Genomic DNA, 22,793 nt, shown 5'->3' with positions numbered 1-22,793 from the left:
CTGGGTGGTGGGCGGGGTAATAGCCATCGGAATCCGACCAGTCGGCTGCACGGACAACGCCACGCCCGTCACTCGAGATGCGTGCGAATGGATCGGACCTCTTCGAGGAGCGCATCCAGAGTGGCTTCATCGCCGGCCTGGGCGGGAGTCGAATCGCTCTCCCCCTCGCGCTCACCAGACTCCGTGCGGACGGATTCGAGAACCTGCTCGCGAAGGTCCCTGTAGTCGGCGACGCCCTGTATCGTCAACTCGGCGGTACTCTGTGCGCCCTGGCCGGCGGTCTGGATGGCGACGGTGCCGACGCCAAACCGGCGGGCAATCGGCCCCTGTTTGGTCTCGGCGTTCGTGATGCGCGAATAGGGCACAGTCGACTGTTTGTGCCACCACACCCCGCCACGGGACTCGATCTCATCGTCGGTCAGCCGGAACTCGACCGATCGAGCGTATGCACCTGTCCACCACCAGAAGAATGCCAGGCCCACGAGCGTGACGGCACCCAATCCAACAGGAACGTACCAGGGGACGTCCTCGACGAGAGCAGTCACGACGATCGGAATGCCCATCGTCACCACCAGCGTTCCAACGAGATACAGCCGATACAGCGTGGCCAGCGCGTCGGGGCCGAACCACTCGTGTCGCTGTCGCATAGCCGTCGAGAGGTCAGCCAGTCGTATAATACTACACGGTTTTCACTCCGGGCGTCTCAGCGCTCGGGATGTTCCTCCAGAGCCGCCACAAGCTTCTCGCGTCCCTCCCGTGTGGCCGCCAGTTCGGCCTCGACCGCGCCGCTTTCGAGACGGTCGCGCTCCTCATCGGTGAGTTGCTCGCGGGCCCTGACACTCTCTCGCAGGCGCTCGTAGTCGGTCCTCGACGGCAGTTCCCGGACCGCCCGAAGTTTGGCCACGACATCCTCCGGGGCGATCCGACCCACGACGGCGATCAGCTCCCGACACCGCCACCGAAGCGTTTCGGCGGCGGGCGGCGGCCAGGAGATCTCGAGCGGGCCGGAATCGAGCCGTCGGAGATACGTCTGGTGGGTCGCGACGTTGCGCTTGAGTCGCCTCGCGTCCGGGACGTAGTGTTCGAGTTTCGAGACGGAGTAATCGGCGTATTCGAGCAGCGTCGGGATCGGCTCCGCCCCGGCCTCGCTGTCTCGCACGTACGCCACCAGATCCTCGGGCGGCGGCCGATATTCGACCAGCGGATAGGCCGCCGTCGTCTCGGCGAACGCCAGCAGCTCCCGAGCCGAATCCTCGTGTTTGCGGCGGTCGAACGACTCGGCGATGGCCTGATTGTACGCCTCGATCGGCTCGCGCAACTTCTCGACGGGCGCGTCGAGATCGGCGTCGCCGAGTGCGACCAGGTCCGCGAGTTCGTCGACGCGGTCCGCCAGTTCGCGTTCGCGAACCGCCACGTCGTGGCGGGCCTCGCGGTACCGTTCGAGCGTCCGCTCGCGCTCCTCGACGCGCTCGACGAGCTCGCCGACGGGTTCGAGTGCCTGCCGGGCCGTCTCGAAGTCCGAACTCTTGAGCCACTTCTGGTGCATCGTCTCGTCGACCGTCTCGAAGGCCTCGCGGTGATCGATATCCTCCGGAAGCGTCTCGACGAATCTGGCGATCTCCTCCTGAAACTCGATGAACGCCTCCATGTCGACGTCCGTCTCGCCGTCGCTGGTTGCCCGTTCCTCGTAGCGATCCAGGAGGGCACTCATCTCCTCGTAGTGCTCCCGGAGTCGGTCGAGTCGGGCCGCCCCCGCTTCCTCGACGCGCTTGCGGGCCTGTTCGTGTGCCGTCGCCGCCCGCTGAAGCGCCGTCACCAGCGCCTCGACGGACGGCCCGTTCTCATCCGGTTCAGTCGATTGCGTGCTCATTCGTAGACGTCGTCGGGATCGAAGACCCGTTCACCGACGACCTCGCCGTCGATCGTCCGGTGGAAACACGACTGAAAGCCAGTGTGACAGGCCCCGCCGTCCTGTTCGATCACGTACAGCAGTGCATCGCCGTCACAGTCGACCCGGATCTCCTTGAGATGCTGGACGTTGCCGCTCGTTTCGCCCTTCTGCCAGAGTTCGTCGCGACTCCGGGAGTAGTAATGGGCCAGGCCGGTCTCGCGGGTCCGGTCGAGTGCCTCCCGTGTGACGTATGCCAACATGAGGACGTCGCCCGACTCGGCGTCCTGGGCGACGGCCGGGAGATACTCGTTGTCCTCGAAGGCGAGATCGACGTCGGGGACATCGTGGGCGTCACTCGCAACCATACCCGACGAGAAGGCGTCTCCGCGCATAGGCCTTTTGTCACGAGGGTCGGGCACGGCCGGGCATGCCCGGAGCACCCCATCGCCCAGCGATCGTGTTCGCCGGAACAGCCGATCGCCAAGCGATCATGTCCACCGGATCACCCAAGCGCTCCGATCCCGAGCGCTTCGAGCACCCAGAGCAGCATGTCGCCGGCGACCAGACTCACTACAAGCCCGCCGAACATCGGCACCAGGAACGGAATCCCTGGCGTGATCCAGACGGTGTCGCTGTCGGCGAGCACCTCCAGCCCCTCGCGCAACTCCGCCGGCGTCGTGCCGTACGCGGAGTGCTCGATGTCCGCGAAGAACGCCTCGGCTCCCCACGGGTCCTCGTACTCCCCGCCGTCGGATCGCGGTGTCGACTCGTCGTCGGTTTGGTGGGCTGTCCCCTCGCCTTCCGATTGAATCATCTCCTCGCCATCCGGGAAGAGCGGTCCCTCGCCGTCCGGTGGAATCGACCCATCGCCAGGGGAATGCGGTTCGTCGGGGAGCGATGCCGGATCACGGTAGGTGTCGGGATCGGCACGAAGTTCGGACAGCGAGCGTCCGCGCCAGGTGAGATACATCCGGAGCGCGTCAAGATCGAGGCCACGCCGGGTGAACCCATCCGGCGTCTCCAGCAGTCGGCCGTACTCTTCGACGGCGTCCTCGGCGGCGATCGGCCGGCCGATGACCATTGCTTTCCCGATGTGGCCACCGAAGGCGTTCCGGACGGCAAGCGCAAGGGGATACGCCAGTCCGACCAGAACGGCGTTCGAGAGGATCGTCAGCGCGAACACACCGACAGGCTGGCGAATCGCCGGCAGCGCCATGTCCGCAACGAGATACGTCGGGTAGGTCGGAAAGAGGATCGCGAGGACGATCAGCGCCTTCGCGTCGGCCCCACCGAAGCCACCCATCCACCAGAACGCGTACGCGAGCGGGACGAGCAACCCGAGGCTGAATGCGACCTGAAAGACGAAGAGGGCTGGGGTCGGCGTAAATACGCGAGGATCAACCACGAGTCCGTCAGTCCAGACCAGCCACCCGTCCCAGACGAGCAACACGACGCCAAGGACCAACAGCGGGAGCCAGGTGCGGTTCGGGACGCGCCGCGTCCGCACGTCACGCCAGGCTACCCACCCGAAAACGGGGACGACCAGCAGCCGAAGGAGGTCAGGAAGCGTCGCGTTCACACCGAAAGCCACAGCGAGTGGCGTGTTAGCCCTTGCGGAACGTGTTGGCATGGCAAAAGTAGATACTTGGCAGTCCTCGGCGTCGGACGGCCCGGGATCCGGGCCAGCGGTCGAACCGACGGTGACGAGAATTTAGATGACGCGGTTCTGGAGGTAATCCAGGTGCTTTGCGTTGTAGACGATCTTGACGTCGTCCTCGGTGGGCGTCCCGACGCAGGTCAGGCGAACACCCTTGTCTTCGACCTCCTCGTCCGAGAGGATCTGCTGCATGTCCATGTCGATGTCGCCCTCTTTGACGATGGCGGCACAGTTGGCACAGGCACCGGCCCGACACGAGAACGGCCAGTCGTAGCCCTGGGCCTCCGCCGCCTCCAGAATGTACTCGCCTTCGGCGACGTCGATCGCGCCGTAGTCGTTCTCACCGAGATCGGAGGACTCGGCCTTCTCGAAGAGATCGTCGTCGTCCATGTCCCAGCCGTGATCGTCCAGCGCTTCGTAGTTGAGGTATTCTACAGTGGGCATCAGGAGCACGATACACACGCCTGACTGTTAACTTTGCTGTTCGGGACGGGGGACCCGGCCAAAATTCCCGGTTTTTCGGCTGAATACTCCCGCTCCGTGGGGAATTCCCGGCGACAACGGAACGAAGACGAAAAATATCGCACCGTGAACCGCGCGCGAACGGCATCACGGACGTGGTGGTCGCCACTGCGAGCCGGGCAGTGCGTCCGAGCAAGGAGACACACCGACCGATGTGTCCTGAACACGCGACGCGGTTCTCGGTAATGTGTTCGCGGCTCTCACGGTTCGCTACGCTCACCGTTCGAGAGTTCGGCAACCCTCACAATGTTCGGGTCGCCCACGCCAGGACAGGGATTTGAACCCTGAATCCCGAAAGGGAACACGCTTTCCAGGCGTGCGCCTTACCGTTCGGCCATCCTGGCTCGTATCTACTGATGAGTGACGGTGTGGTTAAGCGTTTTCGCTCTGGATCGAAGGGCGTTCGGGTGCCCTCACAGGGCCGAACGCAACCAGGGCTCGGTGACTCTTGCCAGCACCGTCCCGACCCCAGTGACGGCCAGGGCGACCCCGCCTTTCACGAGCGGGTCGACGCCCGCGGGCGTCAGCAGTTCGTAGCCCTGCAGGAGGACCAGAAAGGAGAGCCCGCCGACCAGCCCCCAGACCAGCGCCTCGCGCCACCGGAGCGTGGCTCCGGCCATCTCAGACCGTCGCGACGGCTTCGATCTCGACGCCGACACCCTTCGGCAAGGCGGCGACTTCGACGGCGCTCCGGGCCGGTGGCTCCTCATCGAAGAACGTCTCGTAGGCCGCATCCATCGCCTCGAAGTCCTCGATGTCCTCGACGTAGACAGTTACCTTCAGGACGTCGTCCATGCTCGCGCCCGCTTCGTCGAGAACTGCCGCGACGTTGTCCAGCGCCTGCTGGGTCTGGACGTCGATGGCAGCGTCATCGAGGAGGTCACCGTCAGGCGTCAGTGGGATCTGCCCGGCGGTGAACACCAGCTCGTCGGTTGCGGTCGCCTGACTGTACGCCCCGACTGCCGCGGGGGCCGCATCGGTCTCGATGGTGCGCTTCATGCCGGACAATCCGACCGGACGCAGTATAAAACCGCTGGCGGGGCGGGTCCGTACGTTAATGCGGCTGGCCGATGACGATACCCCATGGAGACCCGTTTACGCTACGGATACGGCGTCGTCCTGCTGGGGCTCGGAAACGTGGCTGTCGGGGCGACGCAGTTAGCCTTTGGCGGCCAGTCGACGATCGTGATCGCGATGGAAGCGATCGTCGGGATCCTCCTGTTAGGCTTCGGGTATGGCGTCGTCACCGATCCCGAACGGATCGATCCGGAACAGATCTCGCCACGAGTGCTGGGGGTCGTCGGCTACGTCGGCATCATAATGGGTGGAGCCATGCTAGCCTGGTCGGCACTCGTGGTCGTGAATGCACTGTGAACCGGTCGGATCGCGACGCTACTGATCGGCGCAGTACGCGACAAAGTTTTCGAGAATGCGGAGCCCCGTCTCACCGGATTTCTCGGGGTGAAACTGCGTCCCCATGACGTTGCCGGCCTCGTTGGCGACGACGCTCGCGAAGCGCTCGCCGTACTCGGTCGACGCCGCAGTGGCGGCTGTGTCGTCGGGTTCGGCGTAATAGGAGTGGACGAAGTAAGCGTACTCGCCGTCGACACCCGCAAGAAGGGGGTGGTCGCGCTCGACGGCGAGTTCGTTCCAGCCCATGTGGGGAACCTTCCGGTCGCCGTCGAACCGAAGGTTCGTCCCCGGGATGAGGTCCAGCCCTTCGACGTCACCCTCGCCGGCGTGCTCGGCCTCCTCGCTGGTCGTGAGTAGCATCTGCATTCCAAGACAGATGCCCAGTAGCGGTCGGCCGTCCTCGGCGGCATCGAGGAGTGCGTCCCGGAACGGACCGGCGTTGTCCATCCCCTCGCTGAACGCGCCGACGCCGGGAAGGACGATCCCGTCGGCGCGGTCGAGCGCGCCCGGATCGTCCGTCACCTCGACTCGTCCGCCCGCCCGTTCGAGACCGCGGGTGACACTCCGAAGGTTCCCCAGTCCGTAGTCGACGACGACGACGTCGGCACGGTCACGCTCGCTCATGTGGCATCCTTGGCGGCGTCGGCTCTTGGGGGTTTTCCTTCGGGCGAGTGTCGCCCGGCGAACTCAGGTGTCCGGTCTCGAGCATCGGCAGCTATCTCATTCTGTACCCAAAATTCATGCAGACCGCGGACGATGTATCAATTCAGATTATCCGTGGCCACAGTAGCAAGGGGCGATAAACGGTGACCGAGCAATCACTCGCGGATTCGCACGTCGGTATCGTTCCGGGAGCAGTCGACTATCTCTCGACGTACCGATCAGTCTGTACGCGAGTGACGGCCGGCGTGTCGACGCTGGACCCGAGTGACGTGGCCGAGCTCGAAGCCACGGCCACCCCGCCGGCGTACGTCGTCGTCGAAGCCGGCGAGCACGCGATCACGGCCGTTGAGGCGGCAGCCGCAGCCGACCCAGTGCGTGGGGTCATGTACGTCGGCGATCGTCCCGAGAAGGTCGCGCAAGCGATGCTATCCGGCGCGGACGTGTTCTTACACACCGAGGACATGGGTCACTTCGAGGACCGCCTGGAGAGTCTCCACATCGGGGCGACTGTCCCGGTCGCATCCAGTGCCGGCGGCATCGGGGCTCAGGTCTCTGTCGAGGACCGCGCCTACGACACGCTGATGAACGAGTTCGACGATCTGATTTATATCTTCGATCGCCACGCCCGGTTCGTCCGCGTCAACCAGGCCAAGGCCGACCTGCACGATCTCGAACCGGCCGACCTGGTCGGGGCCAGCGAGTTCGACACGTTCCTCCCGGAGACGGCGATGGAGCTCTATCGCGACAACATGGCGGTGATCGAAGGTCATCGGGGGATCGAGCGCAAGCCGGAGTGGATCGAGAACGCGGCGGCCGAGAAGATCCACGTCACGGCAAGCAAACACCGCGTGACGGATCCCAGCGGGCGGGTGATCGGCCTGGTCGGCATCTCGCGGAACATTACGGATCTAACTCGCCAGCGGATGCTCGTCAAGAACGTGCGCGAGGCCATCGAGCACCTCTATGGAATTTACGACCACAACTTCCGAAACCGGACGCAGATCCAGATCGCTGTCGCCTCACAGATGGAAGGCGGGTTCGACGCCGAAGCGTCAGGCCGGGAGTCCCTCGTGGAACTGTCCTCGTTGCTCGGCATGGAGGTTCAGCCCGGCGAAGAACCACCAAGCGACGTCGACGACGAGGTTCAGACCGATGCCGCGGCGGTCCGGGAGGCACTGGCTTCGCTGGCCGACACCTGGGCGGACATGAAACGATCGTTCACCGAGGCGCGTCAGACGGAGGCAGAGATGGTCGACGGGCTCAAACAGCTCGTCGGGGAGTTCAGCGAGCTGTTCGCCGTCGTGAAGACTGGCGGGGACGTCAGCGACATCGACATTCGGACGCTGGCCGAGCAGCGGACAGACTGTACCGTCAGCGGGGACTCGATCGAGCTCCGGACCGATCACGTGCGCACAGCGCTACTAATCGAAGAGCTCGGCGCCGAACTCGGCCCCGGGACGTCCATGGCTTTCGAGTCTACCGGGCGCGGCTTTCGCCTCCGGGTCCCCGGGGAACTGTCGATCCCGAACCTGACCGGCCGGTACAGCGATCAGGAGCTACTCGACGGCTCGAAACACCTCTTGAAGGTCCGACTCGTGCTGGAAGCACTGGGATGGGATATCGAAACCACCCACGAAGACGGGGAGACGATACTCACGTTCGACGTGACGGCCTGGAAACGCCAGGCAGGAGCTTACAGCTGATCCAGCGAGTCCTGCCCGTCCTGGCCGTCACCAAGGTTGCGGACGATGGTCTGGAGGACGAGTTCGAACTCCTCGTCGGTCATCGCCGCCGAAATGTCGCCGAGTTCGGCACCCTGGGAACTCAACCGGTCGCGAAGCCCCTGGTAGTCCTCACTCGTCGATAGCTCGACGGATGGCTTGTTGGCTTCCAGGCTGGCTTGCTTGATCGTGTCGGCGACGAACGCCCGAACCGACGGATCGAGACGACCCAGCGCGATCAGTCGCTCGACAGTGTCTTCGAGCTCATCGACATCGACCGGCTTGGTGAGGTAGTCGTCGAATCCCATCTCGATGACGTCGAAATCCGGGACCTTCGCCGTGACCATGGCGACCGGACACTCGAACCCCGCCTCGCGGAATTCGGTCAGCGTCTCCCGACCCGACAGGCCGGGCATCATCCGGTCGAGCAACACCACGTCGACGTCGTCGTCGATGGTTTCGAGCGCTTGTTCGCCGGAATACGCCGTCTTCACGGTGTAGCGATCACGCAGGATCGAAGCGTATCCGTCGGCGATCTGCTGTTCGTCCTCGACGATAAGCACCGTCACGTCTGTGTCGTCAGTCATGTGTACTGTTGGGGTGGCCCTGATTCCGGTCGCTCGTTGTCATTGTTCCTCCCACTCCTTGCGCCGTTCGATGGTATCGAACGCCTCGTTGCGAAGGTTCGTATACTCATCGAGCAGGTTCTCCCGGGTGACGACCCCGACCAGTTCGAGATCCTCGACCACTGGCAGGACCTCCTCGTCCGCGTTGATCAGTTGGCCGATGGCGAACAGGACCGTGGCGTCGGGTTTGACGGAGGTCGGAAAGCCAGAAGCGAACCCCGAGACCGGCACCTTGCTGAGCGGTTCGTCGGTCTTGTAGGCGGCAATCAGTGCCGAGCGGCGGGTGATCAGCCCATCGGGCTCTCCCTCGTTCGTAATGATCACGGACTCCTGGCCCTCCTTGAGCATGGCCTCCACGGCATCTCTGAGGCTCTGCCCCCGCTTGACCGTCAGGTATTCCCGGGACATCACGTCACGGATCAGCACGGCTCGTGGCCCTCCATCCTGTGGCGCGTGTCCGATCGCGGATCGCGTGGGGGACGTGCCCGCGGGAGACGACCCCCATCGGCGCAGGACATGTTGATTGCTAACGCACTGGGACCGCATAAACCCACCCGCCGGTATCTGCGTCGCGGTTCGAACGGCCCCGTAACGTCAGTCTTCGCTCGGGAACGCAACATCAGTCTTCGCTCGGGAACGAAACGTTGCCGAATTCGAAGCGTGCGCCGCCCGACTCACTCTCGGTCGCCGTGACAGTCCACCCGTGAGCCTGGGCCGTCCGGCGCACGATCGCCAGTCCGAGACCCGTGCCCTCCTCGGCGGTGGTGAACCCGTTGTCGAAGACCGATGCGCGATCCTCGGGTGGAATTCCTGGACCGTCGTCGGCGACGAAAAAGCCCGCGTCGGCCCGACCGATCCGGACGGTCACCGCCTCACCCCCGTGCTCGATCGAGTTTCGGAAGAGGTTCTCGAGTGCGCGCTGGAGCCGTCGCCGGTCGGCTTCGATGACCGTCTCGGCCGGCATGTCGAACGACAGCGTGGCTCCCCGGGTGTGAACAGTCTCCCAGGCGGACTGGACGACGGGCTCGAAAGCGATCTCGTCCGGGTCGACAGTGTCGTCCTCGCGAACGTACGTCAGAATGTCGTCGATCATGGCGTCGATGCGGTCGTGAGCCTGCTGGACGGTTTCGAGGGCGTCCTCGTCACCACGCTGTGCCAGGGTCGTGTGGATCTCCGCCACTTCCAGCGGATTGCGGAGATCGTGGCTCAGTATCGAGGCGAACTCCTCGAGGCGCTCGTTCATCCGCTCGAGTTCCTGTTCTCGCTCCCGACGCTCGGTGACGTCCCGCGAGGTGACAGCGATGGCCTCGACGTGAGGATGATCGAGGAGGTTGCGAACCAGGGATTCGAAGACGCACTCGTGACCCTCGCGATCGACGACGCGGTACTCGAGTCGGGGTTCATAGCCCGGATTTGCCAGGACCCGTTCGAACTCCGCACGGATCCGCTCGCGGTCCGTCTCGGCGACGAACTCGAAGGCCGTCTCGCCCTCCATCTCGGTCGACGTCCACCCGAAGATGCGCTCGACGGACGGACTCGCGTATATGATGGTGCCGTTCTCGTCGAGCAACACGTTCGCTTCGGCGGACTCCTCGATGATGGCCCGGTAGCGCTGCTGGAGTGCCTCCTGTTCGGTCCGGTCGGAAATCAGCCCGATCTGTGAGTGGTGACTATCCGACAGTGGCGACACGCGAATCCGGAGGTGTCGGCGGTCGCCATCTTCGACGGTGACATCAACCGTGGTTCGGTCGTCGTCTACGCCGTCCGGCCACTCGGGGATGACGTCCGTGACGGTCCGTCCGAGCGCCGTTTCCTCGAGATCCAGCAACGACTTCGCTGCCGGATTCAGGTCGCTCACATGACCGTCCGCGCCGACGACGACCAGTCCCTCGTCCATGCGATTCAGCACAGCCGAACGCGGGAGCGGCACGCGACCGATCAACTCCCTGGTGAACACGAGGTAGATCAGTGTACTCGCGGTACCCCCCAGCGCGATCGGTGTGAGGTTCACCCCGGGACCGAGTCCCACGTGGTACAACAGCCCCGTCCCGACCGGGAAGGAGATGCCAGCGACCATCCACCCGATGGCGCGCAAGCTGACGCCGTCGCGCTGGGTTCCGTAGACCCACAGGACCGCGATCCCGAGACCAGTCACCGTCAGCAAACCGAGCATGGCACCGCCGTAGATTGCCGTGAACTGAACGTCAAGCACGAACAGTCCCGCCCTCGAAACGATAGTCGACTCCCAGAGAGCGCCATGAATCGGGTTCGTGAAGAACAGCCCCGCCAGCACGCCACCCCCTGCCAACACCGGGGCGATCCGCGGCAGGGAAAGCCATCGCTCGCGCTCGCTGGCTGCCAGCGCAAAGACGAGCCAGGCGAACACGACCACGACGAACGACCCTGAACCGATGGCAAACCAGATGCGCTTGCTTGCGCCCGTGTTGGCCACCTGATAGGCCTCGGCGATCGCCCAGGTGGCACCCGCCAGACAGAAGACGAGGAGCGCCCCGATGGTCGGCGTCATGCGCTCGCGCGTTACCAACAGTAGCATCGACAGACCGAGCACCAGCAGCAAGAATGCCGCGATCAGCAGCGGGACGATCATCCAGGACGTTTGCCAGGCCATGCGATTCGATCCACTCGTTACCACGAATACCTGACGGGCAATCATAAGGCTATGTGCGTGAGTATCTACCATGATACTGGGCAGTGTTCCCGGCGCGACCCCTCGGCCCCGCCGGAAGTGTTTTGGTAACGCGGACCAATGTCAGTAACGTGTCATCGACGGGTGCTGGAGACGCGACCGTCCTCATCGTCGAGGACGAGCGCGATACGGCAGACGGATACGCGCGTCTGCTCGACAGCGACTACGAGGTCCGGGTCGCCTACACCGGTGAGCAAGCCCTCGAAGCGCTGGATCCAGCCGTCGACGTGGTGTTGCTCGACCGGCGGATGCCAGGGCTATCAGGAGAGCAAGTGCTGAAAGTCATCGAGGAACGTGGGCTGGATTGTCGGGTCGCGTTAGTCACGGCGGTCGCGCCTGACTACGACATCCTGGAGCTGGGAATCGACGACTACCGGACGAAACCAGTCGGTGCCGAAGACATCGAAGCGACCGTCGAGAAGCTCTGTGCTCTCGACGAGTACGAACGCCTCCAGCGAGAACTCTCGAGTGCGCGCGTCAAGCGAAACGTCCTCGAGGTCGAAAAGGACCGCACCGAGCTCACGCATAGCCGGGAGTTCCAGGAGCTGGTCGAGCGAATCGAGCAGTTGGAGTCGGAGCTGAAATCCATCGAGAACCGCTATCCCGGCCACTTCGAAGCGTGAGTAGCGGCTCCCAGATCAGTCGTCCCGTTCGGGCGCGGGCGGATCCGCCTCCCGATTGGCCGCGCGGGGCAAGTGGGGGTCGCGGTGGGGGACCCGCCCGTAGACTGCGCCGTGCAGCTCCTGTTCGTCGAGTTGGTCGCGCAGGACGCGATCGAGTCGATTGACGCTGGTCTGATCGAGACCGTTGGCAGCCAGCAGGGCGCGATACCGGTCGTCGTCGGTCAGTGACTCGAAACGGTCATACAGTGACGCCATCTCGTCAGGGTCCAGCTCGGCGATCCGGTCGCTGTCGTGCAGCCCGAGTTGCCGGCGGCGCTCGCTGTCGACGACATGCTGGATGACGACGAGGGCGACCTTCGGGATCGCCCGCTGGCTCCCGAACGCCGTCAGGTCGATCTCGGTCAGGACCCCCAGCGCACGGTCCCGTTCCCAGGGCGTCAGATCCAGTTCGCTGCACAGCGCGTGGGTGATGCGGGCCTTGTCCAGACGATGCATCCGCTCGGCGTGGCCGGTCATGGCGGGATGTTGCTCGTCGTGAAGCCGCCGTATGCGGTCGCTGAGATCACCATCGGGTGAGTCGGGGCGGCCGATCGTCGTCGCGCTCGGCGAGACGATGTCGAACTGTCTGACCGTCGCGTCGCGCTTGGCCTCGGCACGGGTGAGTGTCCCGTCGCCGGGTTTCGTCGAAATCGCCCGGTCCCGACGCCACTCGCGGCGCTCGCGCTCGGCCGGTTCCAGTTCGGTACCCACGTCGCCCGGTGTCGGCATGATGCGTACCTCGACGCTACGGACAGTTGAATCCAGCGGGTCCGAACGAACCGGTGGCTGGAACGCCGAAAATCCTTCAAGAAACCCCGTCTATATCTTCACCTTGTAACCAGAGGCACTTAAAGGATCGCGGGTACTCACCGGTCAGAAGTCACCGAGTTCGACCTGGCCGCCGTCACCCGCCAGGTCGGCCGCCTGCTGGATCGTCCGTTCGAAGGTCTCGCGCTGGCTGCGATCGTACAGCGTCGCGGCGGGGTGGACACAGATCAATACACGGCGGGTGGTCCCCTCGATATCGACGTCCTCGATCGAGCCCGCCTCGCTGGTGACTGCCAGGTCCCTGCCCAGAAGATGCTCACCCGGTACCTTTCCGAGGGTGACGATCACCGTTGGGTCGACCTGGTCGATCTCCCGGTCGAGGTACGGGCGACAGTTCGAACGCTCGTCGCTCGTCGGGTCGCGGTTCTCGGGCGGGCGACACCGGACACAGTTGGTGATCCGGACGTCCGCTCGTGAGAGCCCGGCGTCCCGCAACGCGTCATCGAGAACCGTTCCACTACGGCCAACGAACGGTTCGCCCTGTTCGTCCTCGCGTTCGCCGGGAGCCTCACCGACAAAGAGGAGTTCCGCATCCGCGGGTCCCACGCCGTCGACGATCCGCGACCGGGAGGCCACGAGGTCGCCACACTGCTCGCAGCCCTCGACCGAGAGGCCGTCCATGTGTTCCATGCCCGGGCCTGCGAGCCGGGCCGGCAAAAACGTCGCTATCGCAGTCTGGGAGGCGTGCTATCACTCGTCGGGGCCGAACGACCGATCGGCCGCGCGGGCGGCCAGCCGCGCAACCCGCACCGGTTCGGGTCGCCCGCCTTCCGGGGTGAACGCCCGGACGATCTCGCCGGCCGGCGAGTCACAGCCCACACTCCGGACGAAAACCGTTTCATCGTTCATCGAGACACGCTCGCGTTCCGGTTGGGCGCGGTACGTATCGAGCCGCCAGGCGAGCGCTTCGCCGGAAAACTCCTCACGGAGCGCCGGTTCCAGGCCCTCGCTGTCCTCGAAAGTGACCGAGAGCACCGGCAGTCCGGTCTCCTCGTGGAGACGGTGCAGGTCGACCACGTTGAACCACGCCGGAGCGATCCCGGCGACCAGCAGGTAGCGAACGTCCGCGCGGTCAAGGCGGTGGACCATCTGGGCAATGGCGTCGGTCGCATCGCTTCCGCCAACGGTGCAGGAGCCGAAGACGAAGCCGTCGGTGACGCGACTGGCGCGGACAACTGCGCCGGCAAGCGTACTCGAATCGCCGGTGAACGATTCGGCAATGCCAAGCGCGCGAACCCCCGATTTCACGTTACGTGTTTTCCTTGATATCCGATAACTGGTCGATCAGTTCGTCGTTCGAGGCGGTGAACTCGAACTCAAGATCACCGTCGTGTGTGTTTTCCGCAGCGTTGACCCCGTCATCATCATCAAAATCCGCGTCCAGGTCCTGATTCTCCTGTTCAGTTTCGTCGTAGCTCCCGAACCCCATGCCATGTAAACCTATGCCATTCGTGGTGAAAAATCACACGCTATGCGCTGGCACGATTACCGCCAGACTCAACCCGTTGCTGGACCCTATCTTCGACCATGGACGTTCACAACGTAACTGCCGACGCGGAGACGTTCACCGCGAACGTCTATCTCGCGACCGGCGACCGACCGACGCTCGTCGACGCCGGCGCGATGGACGGCGTCGTCGACGTGATCCGGGAGTATACCGACGAACTGGACAGCGTCGTCCTGACCCACCAGCACGGCGACCACGTCGCGCAACTCGATGCGGTCCTCGACGCCTTCGACGCCGAGCTGTACGCCAACGCCGATCACCCCCGGCGGACGAACGGACTCGACGACGGCGACACGATCCAAATGGGCGACGAAACTTTCGAGGTCGTCTACACGCCGGGCCACGCCGACGACCACGTCTCGCTGGTGAGCGAGACCACGCTCTTCTCCGGTGATACCGTAGTTCACGACGACGGGGCCTTCGAGGGCGGGAGTTTCGGCCGGACCGACAATCCCGGCCAATCGCGCGAGCGCCTCATCGAGTCGATCCGCGACATCCTCGATCGGATGCCCGAGACTGTCGAACACATGTACAGCGGCCACGGCGGCGCCTTCCACGGTGACGTTCGGGAGATCGTCGAGACAGCACTGGAACGGGCCGAGCGACGCGAGCCGAAGTACGACTGATCGGAGAGTATCCCACTGCTCGGCCACGGATCGCGCTTTAAGTACCTCTGGTTACAAGGTAAAGATATAGACGGAGTTTCTCCGGGGTACCGATCGTCGAGCGACCGCTGTCGCCGGCAGCCGGCCAGAGCGATACGGTTTTGAGACGCCACCGAGAAAGGGCGTCCATGTTATCACGCCAGTACGTCCGCGAGCACCCCGGGGAGGTTCGAGAGACCCTCGCCGCTCGCGGCGTCGACGATGTCGATCTCGACGCGATCCTGGAGATCGACGAGGAGTGGCGCGAGCTGAAAGCCCGCGGCGACGACCTGCGACACGACCGCAACGAGGTCTCCTCGAAGATCGGCGAGCTCAAGCAGGAAGGTGACGAGGAAGCCGCCCAGGAAGCCATCGAACGCTCTCAGGAACTCAAAGACGAGCTCCAGGAGGTCGAGGAACGCGCCGACGAACTCGAGAGGGAGTTAGAAGAGCGGCTGCTGGAGATTCCCAATATCCCCCAGGAGGGCGTTCCCGAGGGCGAGGACGAAAGCGACAACGTGGAAACGCGACGGTGGGGGTTCGAGGATCTGCGGGACCTGCCCGAGGACGTCACGCCCCACTACGATCTCGGCGAGGAACTCGACATCCTGGACTTCGAACGCGGCGCGAAAGTCTCGGGCGGCGGCTTCTACTTCCTAAAGGGCGACGCCGCACGCCTCGAACACGCGCTCATCCAGTTCATGCGGGACATCCACCGCGAGCAGGGCTACGAAGAGGTGTTCCCGCCGATCCCGGTCTCCAGTGAGTCGATGACCGGGACGGGGCAACTCCCCAAGTTCGCCGACGATGCCTACAAGCTCGAAGAGGAGGACCTCTGGCTGTGCCCGACGGCGGAGGTCCCGGTGACGAACATGTACCGCGACGAAATCCTGCTCGACGACGACCTCCCGCTGAAACACCAGGCCTACACGCCCAACTTCCGCCAGGAGGCCGGCGAGCACGGCACCGAGACCCGAGGGATCGTCCGCGTCCACCAGTTCAACAAGGTCGAACTCGTCAACTTCGTCGAGCCGGAAGAGAGCGACGAGCGCCTCGAGGGACTGCTGGACGAGGCCGAGGAAGTACTCCGCCGGCTGGAGTTACCCTACCGGATCCTGGAGTTGTGTACCGGCGATCTGACCTTCGCCTCGGCGAAGACCTACGACGTCGAGGTCTGGGCACCGGGCGACGACATGGAGGAGGGACCGACTGAAGGCGGTCGGTGGCTCGAAGTCTCCTCAGCCTCCAATTTCGAGGACTTCCAGGCACGACGGGCCGGCATTCGATATCGGCCTGAGCGCCACGAATCCGCCGAGTACCTCCACACGCTCAACGCCTCTGGAGTCGCACTCCCGCGGGTGCTCGTGGCGATCTTGGAGTACTATCAGAACGACGACGGGACGGTGACGGTGCCGGAAGCACTCCGCCCGTATCTCGACGGCCAAGAACTGATCGAAGGGCAGGACCCGGTCGGCGAGAGTGCGCTGGGTGCCGGCGACCGATAATTGCCAGACGATGTTCTCACCGATCACCAGTCAGCGCTGAGCAGTGATTACCAGTCGACGCTGAGTCGGCCGTCGCCGTGTGGATCGGGCGCGATCTCCTCGTCCGTCCGGCGATCGATGACGTGGATCACGCCGCGGCCCTTCTTCGCCGGGCAACTCTCGGCGGCCCGGACGTGATGATCGAGGTCGTCCTCCCCGAAATAGTAGGTGCTGGGTTTGGCCAGGCCGGTTTCGAGATCCAGCTCCCAGTCCGGTGATTCAGCGGCACACTTCCCGGCACCGAAACACCGGTTGGCCTCGAAGATTATCTTGTACGGCTTGGCCTCGACCGGCGGTCCGTCATCCCCGCCGACGTCGCTTGGCTGGACGATGTCTTCATCGTCGTCCTCACTCATCTCAGAACCCCCGCAGATTTTCAAGGACGGCCGCGGCCGAGCCGTTGTCGATGGCTGTGCGGGCAGCATCGAGCCCCGCATCGAGCGTGTCGACGTTGCCGCCGGCGTAAATCCGGACCGCGGCGTTGAGCGCGACGGCGTCGTGCCAGAGATCCGTCCGGTCGCCGGTGAGGACCTCGCGGGTGAGGCGTGCGCTGTCTCCAGCCACGTCCTCGACAGAGAGGTCGTCGGTCTCGAAGTCCATGCCGTAGGCACCCGTTTCGATCTCGTCGCTTGCGAGGCCCTCGGCCTCGGTCCACTCGGCGAACTTCGTGTAGCCCGGTCGGATGTCGTCGTAGCCCTCCATCCCCTGGAACATGATGACGCGGTCGAGGTAGTGGGCTTCGCTGCGCTCGAAGGTCTCGACGACCTTCTTCGCAAACGAGAGGTGATAGAACGAGCCCAGGTGAACGCTCGCACCGGCCGGGTTGGCGAGCGTCTCGACGGTGTTGATGAACGTCCGAACCCCCATCTGATCCCGCCGATCGAACAGATCGTCGACCGCCGGATTGAACGCCGGCTGGTAGTAGAACCCGAAACCAGTCTCCTCGACCATCGCGGCGGATTTGGCGGGCCGTAGTACCGTCCGGACGCCGAGTTCGTCGAGAACGTGCTTGTACGCATCATTCTTCTGGGTGGGGACGCGGTCGCCCGAGTGGACGACGACGGGCGTCCCAGCGGCGGCAGCGACGACGCCCGCAGCGACACCTAAAATCGCCGTCCGCTCCTTCCCGTCGTAGTTCGCGCCGCAGTCGACCGGATCGACGTCGGGGACCCCCGTCTCGACGCGATCAGCCATCGCGTCGACGTAGGCAGCGAGTTCCTCGCCCGTGTTGTGCTTCCAGCGGTTGGCGAGCCAGAACGCACCCAGCGTCGTCGGATCGGGTTCGTCGTCGAGAATCCGTTCCATCGCCTCGGTTGCCTGCTCGCGGGTCATGTCCTCGGCGGACTTCGTCCCGGAGCCGACCACTTCGGTCATCAGCCGCTTCAGGGGCCACTCGCCGTAGTCACTCATTGCCGGTTCACCTCCGCGAGTCCGTCGGTCGTGCCGGCCAAAGGGGCCTCGGCCACCGCATCGGCTTCCCCCAGGCAATGTGCGACCGCCTCGCGGACGTCGACGACGTCGCCGACGACGGTCACGGCAGGCGGTTCGATCCCCGCGGCCTCTGCACGCTCTTCGATCGTCTCGACCGTGCCCGTAACGACTCGCTCGTCTTCCAGGGTCGCCCGCTCGACCATCGCCACGGGCGTCTCGGCGTCGACGGCTCCCGCGCGGAGCGCAGCCACGTTGTCGGGGAGTCGACCGACGCCCATCAGGATCACCAGGGTGCCGCCGGCGGCGACGATCCGCGAGAGTGCGTCCCAGTCGAGGGACGAGTTCGGCTTGGTCGGGTCCTCGTGACCGGTGACGACAACGAGCGCCGAGGCGTGATCACGGTGGGTCGCCGGGATGCCGGCAACGCCCGGCCCGGCGATGGCACTCGTGACGCCAGGGACGACCTCGAAGGCAACGCCGTGGGCCGCGAGGTGTTCGGCCTCCTCGCCGCCGCGGGCGAACAGCGTCGGATCGCCGCCCTTCAGTCGAACCACGTCACGGCCGGCCGAGGCCTCACAGACGAGGCGTTCGTTGATCGCCGCCTGGGGCGTGCGCTGCCCGTCGGCGCGCTTACCGACGTTCTCGACGCGGGCTGCGTCGGGTATCGATTCGATGACGCCGCTCCCCACGAGCGAATCGTGGAGGACGACGTCGGCCTCGTCAAGCAGGCGGCGGGCTTTGACCGTCATGAGTTCGGGATCGCCCGGGCCAGCACCGACGAGGTAGACGGTTCCGTTCGTATCCATGCTCATCAGTCTGAAATCTGGGTGACGCCACGTGCCTGCCGGTACCGCACCCGGTAGCGGTTCGCCGGCTGCGTCAGGTCGCCCGGCGGCACGTCAGCGTCGGGTTGGTCAGGTCGCTGTTCGTCGATGCTGTCGGTCGCGAGTATCTCCCGAGCCGCGGCGACGACGAACGAACACGGCTCCCGGCAGGGAAGGTCGCTCGTCGTGGTCTGGGTAGCGACGGCCGCACGCTCTGCAGTGTCGGCTGATAGATCGCCGTCACCGTCCTCCCACTCCCGTCGCTTGGCGCAGTTCCCACACACAGCTGTGGTAAGGTTGTCGAGTTCCGTATTTGAAAGGTCCGAGACGCCGGCGTACATCCCAGTCTGGCGCGCAGCGACGTCCCGGAACGACACTGGAGCAGGTTCGTCGGCCCACATCTCGATGCCGGCCGGGTACACCGCAGCGACGGCCCGCAGGAGTTCCCGCGCGTTCAGGCCCGGGAGTACCCACCCCGTCGGGAGCGAACGCTCGCCGGCGAACGGCCGGAAGCGGCCATCGTCGTCGGTGCGGACGAACCACCGGAACGTCTCGGCGTCCTGCTCGGTGAGCGTCGCCTGAGCGGCACCATGATCGTCGCGATGGCGGAGTTCGTAGGTGTCTTTCTCGACGGTCACGAGGAGGTCACCCCACTCCCGGGAGTGAGAACCGTTCTCGGCGGGTGCAGTGTCGAGCCACGACAGGAACGCCTCGGCCGCGTCCGGCCGCACGGGCTGGTCCTGCTCGACGTCCCGGTCCAGGTCGGCCCCGGCGTCGCCGGCTCGTTCCAGAATGACGTCCGGCACGAGGCGGTCAGTCCCGACGGCGGACGTGTACCAGATCCGGCGACCGTCAACCGTTCCCGGGACCGGGTACCCGGACCGCGGATCGTCGGTGATCCCCAGCAGTTCGGGGATCTCGTCGCGCGTGTGAAACCCGTCGGCGATGAACAGCGGGACGACGGCGATATCGTCGGCGTCGAATTCATCGAGGATGTCTTCGACAGCCGGGGCCTCGTCCATGAACAGCGCGTCGACCTCGGCGAAGGCAGTGTGATCCCGAAGCGCCTCGACGTGATCGTAGACGGCGTCGGCGCTGTTGGGGTTGCGCTCGGTGCCGTGACCGACGACCGCGAGTGCGGCGTCCTCCTCGGGAACGTCATCGAGGTAGCGACGGGCGCGGGCCGCGACGACATCTGTCATTGCCGGATGGGTACCGACAGGGTCGGTGTACACCATTTCAGGCGCGGTGGGTTCGCCGGCCAGATCGTCCTTCCCGAGGTCAAACTCTCGGGGAAGCACCTGGTCGACGAAGTAGCCCTGGCTGACGAACAGCGGGACGACGTAGGCCGTCTCGGCGTCGATGGTCCGCAGGACGTCCCGAACGCTCGGGGACTCCTTCCAGAAGGCCGTCCGAACCTGGTCGAAACAACCACGATCGCGGATGGCCTCGACGTGAGACAGTGTCGGCAGCGCGGAGTCGGGGTTCCGGTGGGAGCCGTGTGCCGCAACGACGAGTGCCTGTTCGGTCATGCGTCGTCCTCCTGTGTCATGAGTCGTCCTCGCTCTCGATGCGTTTCGCCGCTGCCTCGAGTTCGGCTGCGAGCTCTCGGGCTTCCGCAGCCGAGAGGGTCACGCGGTCAGCGTGGGGTGGAACCGATTCCAGTTCGACGTTGTCGAGTTCGAGTTCGAGCGAGACCGATTCGGGATTCTCCCGGGCGGTCCGCACGTTGAGCGTGGCGAAGGCCTCCTCCGCGAAGCCGTGTCCCTCCACGCTCCCTTCGAGGAGGTCGAACGTCGTGAAGGCGTTGACCTTCAGCACGCGATCAGCCATATCAATCGTCCGTGGGAATGGGTTCGCCGCTGGCGTTCGTCGGTGCTGGCGAGGCGCTCATCTCCTCCTCGTCGGCGTAGGGATACCACGTCATCTTCGTGTTGCCGAGGTACGGGTCCTCGTAACTCGTCTCTTCGGGCTCGGCGAGCCCCGAGAGTTCGTCCTCCTCGCGGTCGGTGACGAACTCCCGGAAGGACTCCTGACCCTCACGGTTGGCCTCGTAAACCTCGAGCAGGTTGGCGATATAGCCCGGGACCTCGTCAGCGGGGACGCGCATCTCCACCCAGTCGGCGAACTGTGGGTTCTCGCCGAGGCCACCGCCCAGCCCGACGTCGAAGGCCTCGACCGCCTCGCCGTCCTTGCGGGTCTTCATCCCGCGGAGGCTGATGTCGGCGATCTGGGGCTGGGCACACGAGGCCGTACACCCAGAGAGGTGGATGTGGAAGTCCGAAACGCCCTCGGGCACCGGGACGTTGTCCTTGAGCCAGCGGGCGTACCGGACCATCCGGTTTTTCGTCTCGACGATCGACAGCGAGCAGTACTCGGTCCCCGTACACGCGATCGAGCCACGCATGAAGGGATGGGGGTCGGGCGAGTAGTTCTCGAGGACCGACTCCGCGAGGAAGTCGTCCAGGTCCGACTCGGCGATGTCACCGACGATGACGTTCTGACGTTGAGTCAAGCCGATCATCTCGGAGTCGTACTCCTCGGCCAAGTCCGCGAGTTCGATCACGTCCTCTGCGGCCATCCGCCCGACGAGCACCGAGAGCCCGACGAAATGCTGGCCGTCGGCCTGGTCGTGGACACCGACGTAGTCGCCCGGCGCGTCCGACCGCCCGGCGTTGTAGTCGTACTCCTCCCGGAGGCCCTGGCCCGCCGTCGGGAGGTCGTACTCGACGTACTCCTCCTGGAGCACCGACCGGATCTTCTCGGTTCCCCATTCGTCGACGAGGAACTTCATCCGGGCGTTGAACCGGTCCTCACGGTCGCCGTAGTCCCGGAAGAGTCCGGAGAGGCCGGCGGCGGCCTCGGCAGCGTTCTCGGGTCGGCAGAAGACGTCGATGCTGCGGGCCAGCCGGGGCTCCTTGCGAGCCAAGCCGCCGCCGACGTTGACGTTGAAGCCGGCGATGTCCTCGCCGTCTATCTCCTTGACCGCCGGTTCGAAGGCGAGGTCGTTGATATCGCCCTGGCCGGCACCGCGACGGTCGCCGGTGACGGCGACCTTCCACTTGCGGGGAAGATTCGTGTAAAGATCGTTGCCCTTGAAACGGTCGTGGAGCTCTTCGACGATGGGCCAAACATCGACGAGTTCGTCGGCATCCCGGCCAGCGACCGGCGAGCCGACGATGTTGCGCCAGGAGTCACCGCAGGCCTGGATGGTCGAGAGACCCGCAGACTCCAGTTCGTCAAAGATGTCAGGGATATCTTCGATCTTGATCCAGTGGAGCTGGATCGATTGGCGCGTCGTGAAGTCGGCGTAGGCGTCGCCGAACTCGGGGTTGTCGACGGGGCCGGTGGCGTACTCGCGGGCCACCTCGCCGACGGTCCGGAGCTGTGCGGGCGTCATCCGGCCCATCGGCGTCCCGATGCGCATCATGAAGTAACTCTCCTGGCCCTTCCGCTGGTGGTACAGTCCCCACCATTTGAACCGCTCGAACCACGCGTCGCGTTCGTCCTCCGGGATGGCGTCGAACCCCTCTTCGGCAAATCGTTCGAGGTGGTCGCGTATCTCCATCCCGTAAGTCTCGTCCTTCCATCGCTCGACCTTCGAGGGCATGTCAACCAAGATGTGATCCGGACGTATACCCACAGCCACCTCGTCAACCTTCCCCGCCTCTCCGGGAGCGCGACAATACTTGCAGGTATATCCGAGCACTCAGGCCGTCGGCGTATCTCGCCGTCGTCGGGACGGGCGATGGACGCTCTCGGGAGCGACAGGTCTGAAATCGCCGGTTTCGGGGTCGACCCGGCCGAGCGTGAGCCAGCCGGTCACGCCACTCGCCCCACACTGGATACACTGGCCGGCGATGCGCGCCTCGACGTTCCCGCCGTCGACGCCGACCTCGACGAACCCCTCGGCGAGAAAATCTGTGAGTTGACACGAGCAGAAACCCCCGCCAGCGAGTCGCCAGAGATCGCTGACGTTCACCTCACGCGTGTCGTTGACACTGACCCAGGCCCCGTCGTCGAGCTGGTGGACGTCCGTCGCCATGGTCGACGTTGTCCCCGGCGGGCGGTAAGCCCGTCGGCACCCGCGGCGATTGCCGCTCGTCACGGACGGTCAACAACGCTGGAAAGACTAAATCGCCAGACAGCGGCG

The 22,793-nt window shown here is 64.9% G+C and carries 27 protein-coding genes, 1 tRNA gene and 1 pseudogene; 5 read left to right on the top strand and 24 right to left on the bottom strand.

From position 1 onward, the window contains the following. Window positions 1-68: 68 nt before the first annotated feature. The 8 genes from HUTA_RS08700 to HUTA_RS08665 form a co-directional block, all read right to left on the bottom strand. Window positions 69-647, bottom strand: a complete 579-nt coding sequence (locus tag HUTA_RS08700) for a PH domain-containing protein (RefSeq protein ID WP_015789527.1) — start codon at window positions 645-647, stop codon at window positions 69-71. A 56-nt stretch (window positions 648-703) separates the two neighbouring features. Beyond that, a complete protein-coding gene (locus HUTA_RS08695; RefSeq protein WP_015789526.1) occupies window positions 704-1,870 on the bottom strand; it encodes a DUF7118 family protein in 1,167 nt (388 codons plus the stop codon). Then, window positions 1,867-2,256, bottom strand: a complete 390-nt coding sequence (hisI, locus tag HUTA_RS08690) for a phosphoribosyl-AMP cyclohydrolase (RefSeq protein WP_049941269.1) — start codon at window positions 2,254-2,256, stop codon at window positions 1,867-1,869. Before hisI ends, HUTA_RS08695 begins: the two co-directional genes overlap by 4 nt. A gap of 137 nt (window positions 2,257-2,393) precedes the next feature. Then, window positions 2,394-3,470 carry an A24 family peptidase gene (locus HUTA_RS08685; protein WP_174256018.1) on the bottom strand — a complete coding sequence of 359 codons (1,077 nt, stop codon included), beginning with the start codon at window positions 3,468-3,470 and terminating at the stop codon, window positions 2,394-2,396. 132 nt (window positions 3,471-3,602) lie between these two features. Then, complete coding sequence (gene fer / locus HUTA_RS08680; protein WP_015789523.1) at window positions 3,603-3,992, bottom strand: ferredoxin Fer; 390 nt, start codon at window positions 3,990-3,992, stop codon at window positions 3,603-3,605. A gap of 340 nt (window positions 3,993-4,332) precedes the next feature. Continuing rightward, window positions 4,333-4,414, bottom strand: a tRNA-Ser gene (locus HUTA_RS08675). Between the two features lie 69 nt (window positions 4,415-4,483). Next, complete coding sequence (locus HUTA_RS08670) at window positions 4,484-4,690, bottom strand: hypothetical protein (RefSeq protein ID WP_015789522.1); 207 nt, start codon at window positions 4,688-4,690, stop codon at window positions 4,484-4,486. A 1-nt stretch (window position 4,691) separates the two neighbouring features. Then, the gene (locus tag HUTA_RS08665) at window positions 4,692-5,069 is read right to left on the bottom strand and encodes a Rid family detoxifying hydrolase (protein ID WP_015789521.1); all 378 of its coding nucleotides are present in this window, start codon (window positions 5,067-5,069) and stop codon (window positions 4,692-4,694) included. 84 nt (window positions 5,070-5,153) lie between these two features. Here HUTA_RS08665 and HUTA_RS08660 point away from each other — a divergent pair, with 84 nt between their 5' ends. Beyond that, window positions 5,154-5,444, top strand: a complete 291-nt coding sequence (locus HUTA_RS08660; RefSeq protein WP_015789520.1) for a hypothetical protein — start codon at window positions 5,154-5,156, stop codon at window positions 5,442-5,444. A gap of 18 nt (window positions 5,445-5,462) precedes the next feature. Here the strand turns inward: HUTA_RS08660 and hisH are convergent, their stop codons facing one another. Next, a complete protein-coding gene (hisH, locus tag HUTA_RS08655; protein ID WP_015789519.1) occupies window positions 5,463-6,107 on the bottom strand; it encodes an imidazole glycerol phosphate synthase subunit HisH in 645 nt (214 codons plus the stop codon). Between the two features lie 182 nt (window positions 6,108-6,289). Here hisH and HUTA_RS08650 point away from each other — a divergent pair, with 182 nt between their 5' ends. Further along, entirely contained in the window at window positions 6,290-7,849 is a 1,560-nt protein-coding gene (locus tag HUTA_RS08650; RefSeq protein ID WP_015789518.1) for a PAS domain-containing protein, read from the top strand. On the opposite strand, the gene HUTA_RS08645 is transcribed toward HUTA_RS08650, so the two are convergent. From HUTA_RS08645 to HUTA_RS08635, 3 genes are all read right to left on the bottom strand, one after another. Further along, window positions 7,840-8,454, bottom strand: a complete 615-nt coding sequence (locus tag HUTA_RS08645; RefSeq protein ID WP_015789517.1) for a response regulator transcription factor — start codon at window positions 8,452-8,454, stop codon at window positions 7,840-7,842. The genes HUTA_RS08650 and HUTA_RS08645 overlap by 10 nt on opposite strands. A 39-nt stretch (window positions 8,455-8,493) precedes the next feature. Next, window positions 8,494-8,919 (bottom strand): CBS domain-containing protein, encoded by a 426-nt coding sequence (locus tag HUTA_RS08640; protein ID WP_015789516.1) that lies wholly within the window; start codon window positions 8,917-8,919, stop codon window positions 8,494-8,496. A 193-nt stretch (window positions 8,920-9,112) separates the two neighbouring features. After that, window positions 9,113-11,122 (bottom strand): sensor histidine kinase, encoded by a 2,010-nt coding sequence (locus HUTA_RS08635; protein ID WP_015789515.1) that lies wholly within the window; start codon window positions 11,120-11,122, stop codon window positions 9,113-9,115. Window positions 11,123-11,271: 149 nt separating this feature from the next. On the opposite strand from HUTA_RS08635, the gene HUTA_RS08630 reads away from it, so the two are divergent. Then, entirely contained in the window at window positions 11,272-11,823 is a 552-nt protein-coding gene (locus HUTA_RS08630) for a response regulator transcription factor (RefSeq protein WP_015789514.1), read from the top strand. 15 nt (window positions 11,824-11,838) lie between these two features. Here the strand turns inward: HUTA_RS08630 and HUTA_RS08625 are convergent, their stop codons facing one another. The 4 genes from HUTA_RS08625 to HUTA_RS08610 form a co-directional block, all read right to left on the bottom strand. Then, a complete protein-coding gene (locus tag HUTA_RS08625; RefSeq protein WP_015789513.1) occupies window positions 11,839-12,591 on the bottom strand; it encodes a hypothetical protein in 753 nt (250 codons plus the stop codon). A gap of 144 nt (window positions 12,592-12,735) precedes the next feature. Further along, window positions 12,736-13,320, bottom strand: a complete 585-nt coding sequence (locus HUTA_RS08620) for a uracil-DNA glycosylase (RefSeq protein WP_015789512.1) — start codon at window positions 13,318-13,320, stop codon at window positions 12,736-12,738. Window positions 13,321-13,380: 60 nt separating this feature from the next. Then, window positions 13,381-13,938, bottom strand: a complete 558-nt coding sequence (locus HUTA_RS08615) for an endonuclease dU (RefSeq protein ID WP_015789511.1) — start codon at window positions 13,936-13,938, stop codon at window positions 13,381-13,383. A gap of 1 nt (window position 13,939) precedes the next feature. Further along, the gene (locus tag HUTA_RS08610; RefSeq protein ID WP_015789510.1) at window positions 13,940-14,119 is read right to left on the bottom strand and encodes a DUF5786 family protein; all 180 of its coding nucleotides are present in this window, start codon (window positions 14,117-14,119) and stop codon (window positions 13,940-13,942) included. A 98-nt stretch (window positions 14,120-14,217) separates the two neighbouring features. On the opposite strand from HUTA_RS08610, the gene HUTA_RS08605 reads away from it, so the two are divergent. Continuing rightward, the gene (locus HUTA_RS08605) at window positions 14,218-14,823 is read left to right on the top strand and encodes an MBL fold metallo-hydrolase (RefSeq protein WP_015789509.1); all 606 of its coding nucleotides are present in this window, start codon (window positions 14,218-14,220) and stop codon (window positions 14,821-14,823) included. Between the two features lie 167 nt (window positions 14,824-14,990). Continuing rightward, window positions 14,991-16,346, top strand: a complete 1,356-nt coding sequence (serS, locus tag HUTA_RS08600; protein WP_015789508.1) for a serine--tRNA ligase — start codon at window positions 14,991-14,993, stop codon at window positions 16,344-16,346. A 47-nt stretch (window positions 16,347-16,393) separates the two neighbouring features. Here serS and HUTA_RS08595 read toward each other — a convergent pair whose 3' ends face one another. The 8 genes and pseudogenes from HUTA_RS08595 to HUTA_RS08565 all read right to left on the bottom strand — a co-directional run bounded on the left by HUTA_RS08595 (window position 16,394) and on the right by HUTA_RS08565 (window position 22,685). Then, window positions 16,394-16,741: a ferredoxin gene (locus tag HUTA_RS08595; RefSeq protein WP_015789507.1), complete on the bottom strand. Its 348-nt coding sequence runs from the start codon at window positions 16,739-16,741 to the stop codon at window positions 16,394-16,396. 1 nt (window position 16,742) lies between these two features. Beyond that, window positions 16,743-17,795, bottom strand: coding sequence for an anthranilate phosphoribosyltransferase (locus tag HUTA_RS08590; RefSeq protein ID WP_015789506.1), 1,053 nt, complete (start codon window positions 17,793-17,795; stop codon window positions 16,743-16,745). Beyond that, the gene (gene cobA / locus HUTA_RS08585) at window positions 17,792-18,628 is read right to left on the bottom strand and encodes a uroporphyrinogen-III C-methyltransferase (RefSeq protein ID WP_015789505.1); all 837 of its coding nucleotides are present in this window, start codon (window positions 18,626-18,628) and stop codon (window positions 17,792-17,794) included. The genes HUTA_RS08590 and cobA overlap by 4 nt, the downstream gene beginning before the upstream one ends. Continuing rightward, a complete protein-coding gene (locus HUTA_RS16115) occupies window positions 18,628-19,371 on the bottom strand; it encodes a DR2241 family protein (RefSeq protein ID WP_394295035.1) in 744 nt (247 codons plus the stop codon). The genes cobA and HUTA_RS16115 overlap by 1 nt, the downstream gene beginning before the upstream one ends. A gap of 12 nt (window positions 19,372-19,383) precedes the next feature. Continuing rightward, window positions 19,384-20,172 (bottom strand): annotated as a pseudogene (locus HUTA_RS16110) (CbiX/SirB N-terminal domain-containing protein); the annotation flags it as partial. 16 nt (window positions 20,173-20,188) lie between these two features. Then, window positions 20,189-20,473, bottom strand: a complete 285-nt coding sequence (locus HUTA_RS08575; protein ID WP_015789503.1) for a DUF6360 family protein — start codon at window positions 20,471-20,473, stop codon at window positions 20,189-20,191. 1 nt (window position 20,474) lies between these two features. Then, window positions 20,475-22,250: a nitrite/sulfite reductase gene (locus tag HUTA_RS08570; protein ID WP_015789502.1), complete on the bottom strand. Its 1,776-nt coding sequence runs from the start codon at window positions 22,248-22,250 to the stop codon at window positions 20,475-20,477. Between the two features lie 99 nt (window positions 22,251-22,349). Continuing rightward, complete coding sequence (locus HUTA_RS08565; protein WP_015789501.1) at window positions 22,350-22,685, bottom strand: hypothetical protein; 336 nt, start codon at window positions 22,683-22,685, stop codon at window positions 22,350-22,352. Window positions 22,686-22,793 lie beyond the last annotated feature (108 nt).

This window comes from Halorhabdus utahensis DSM 12940 (genome assembly GCF_000023945.1).
GTDB lineage: Archaea > Halobacteriota > Halobacteria > Halobacteriales > Haloarculaceae > Halorhabdus > Halorhabdus utahensis.
The sequence above is the reverse complement of the archived record's forward strand: the minus strand, read 5'-3'. Positions and strand labels throughout refer to the sequence as shown.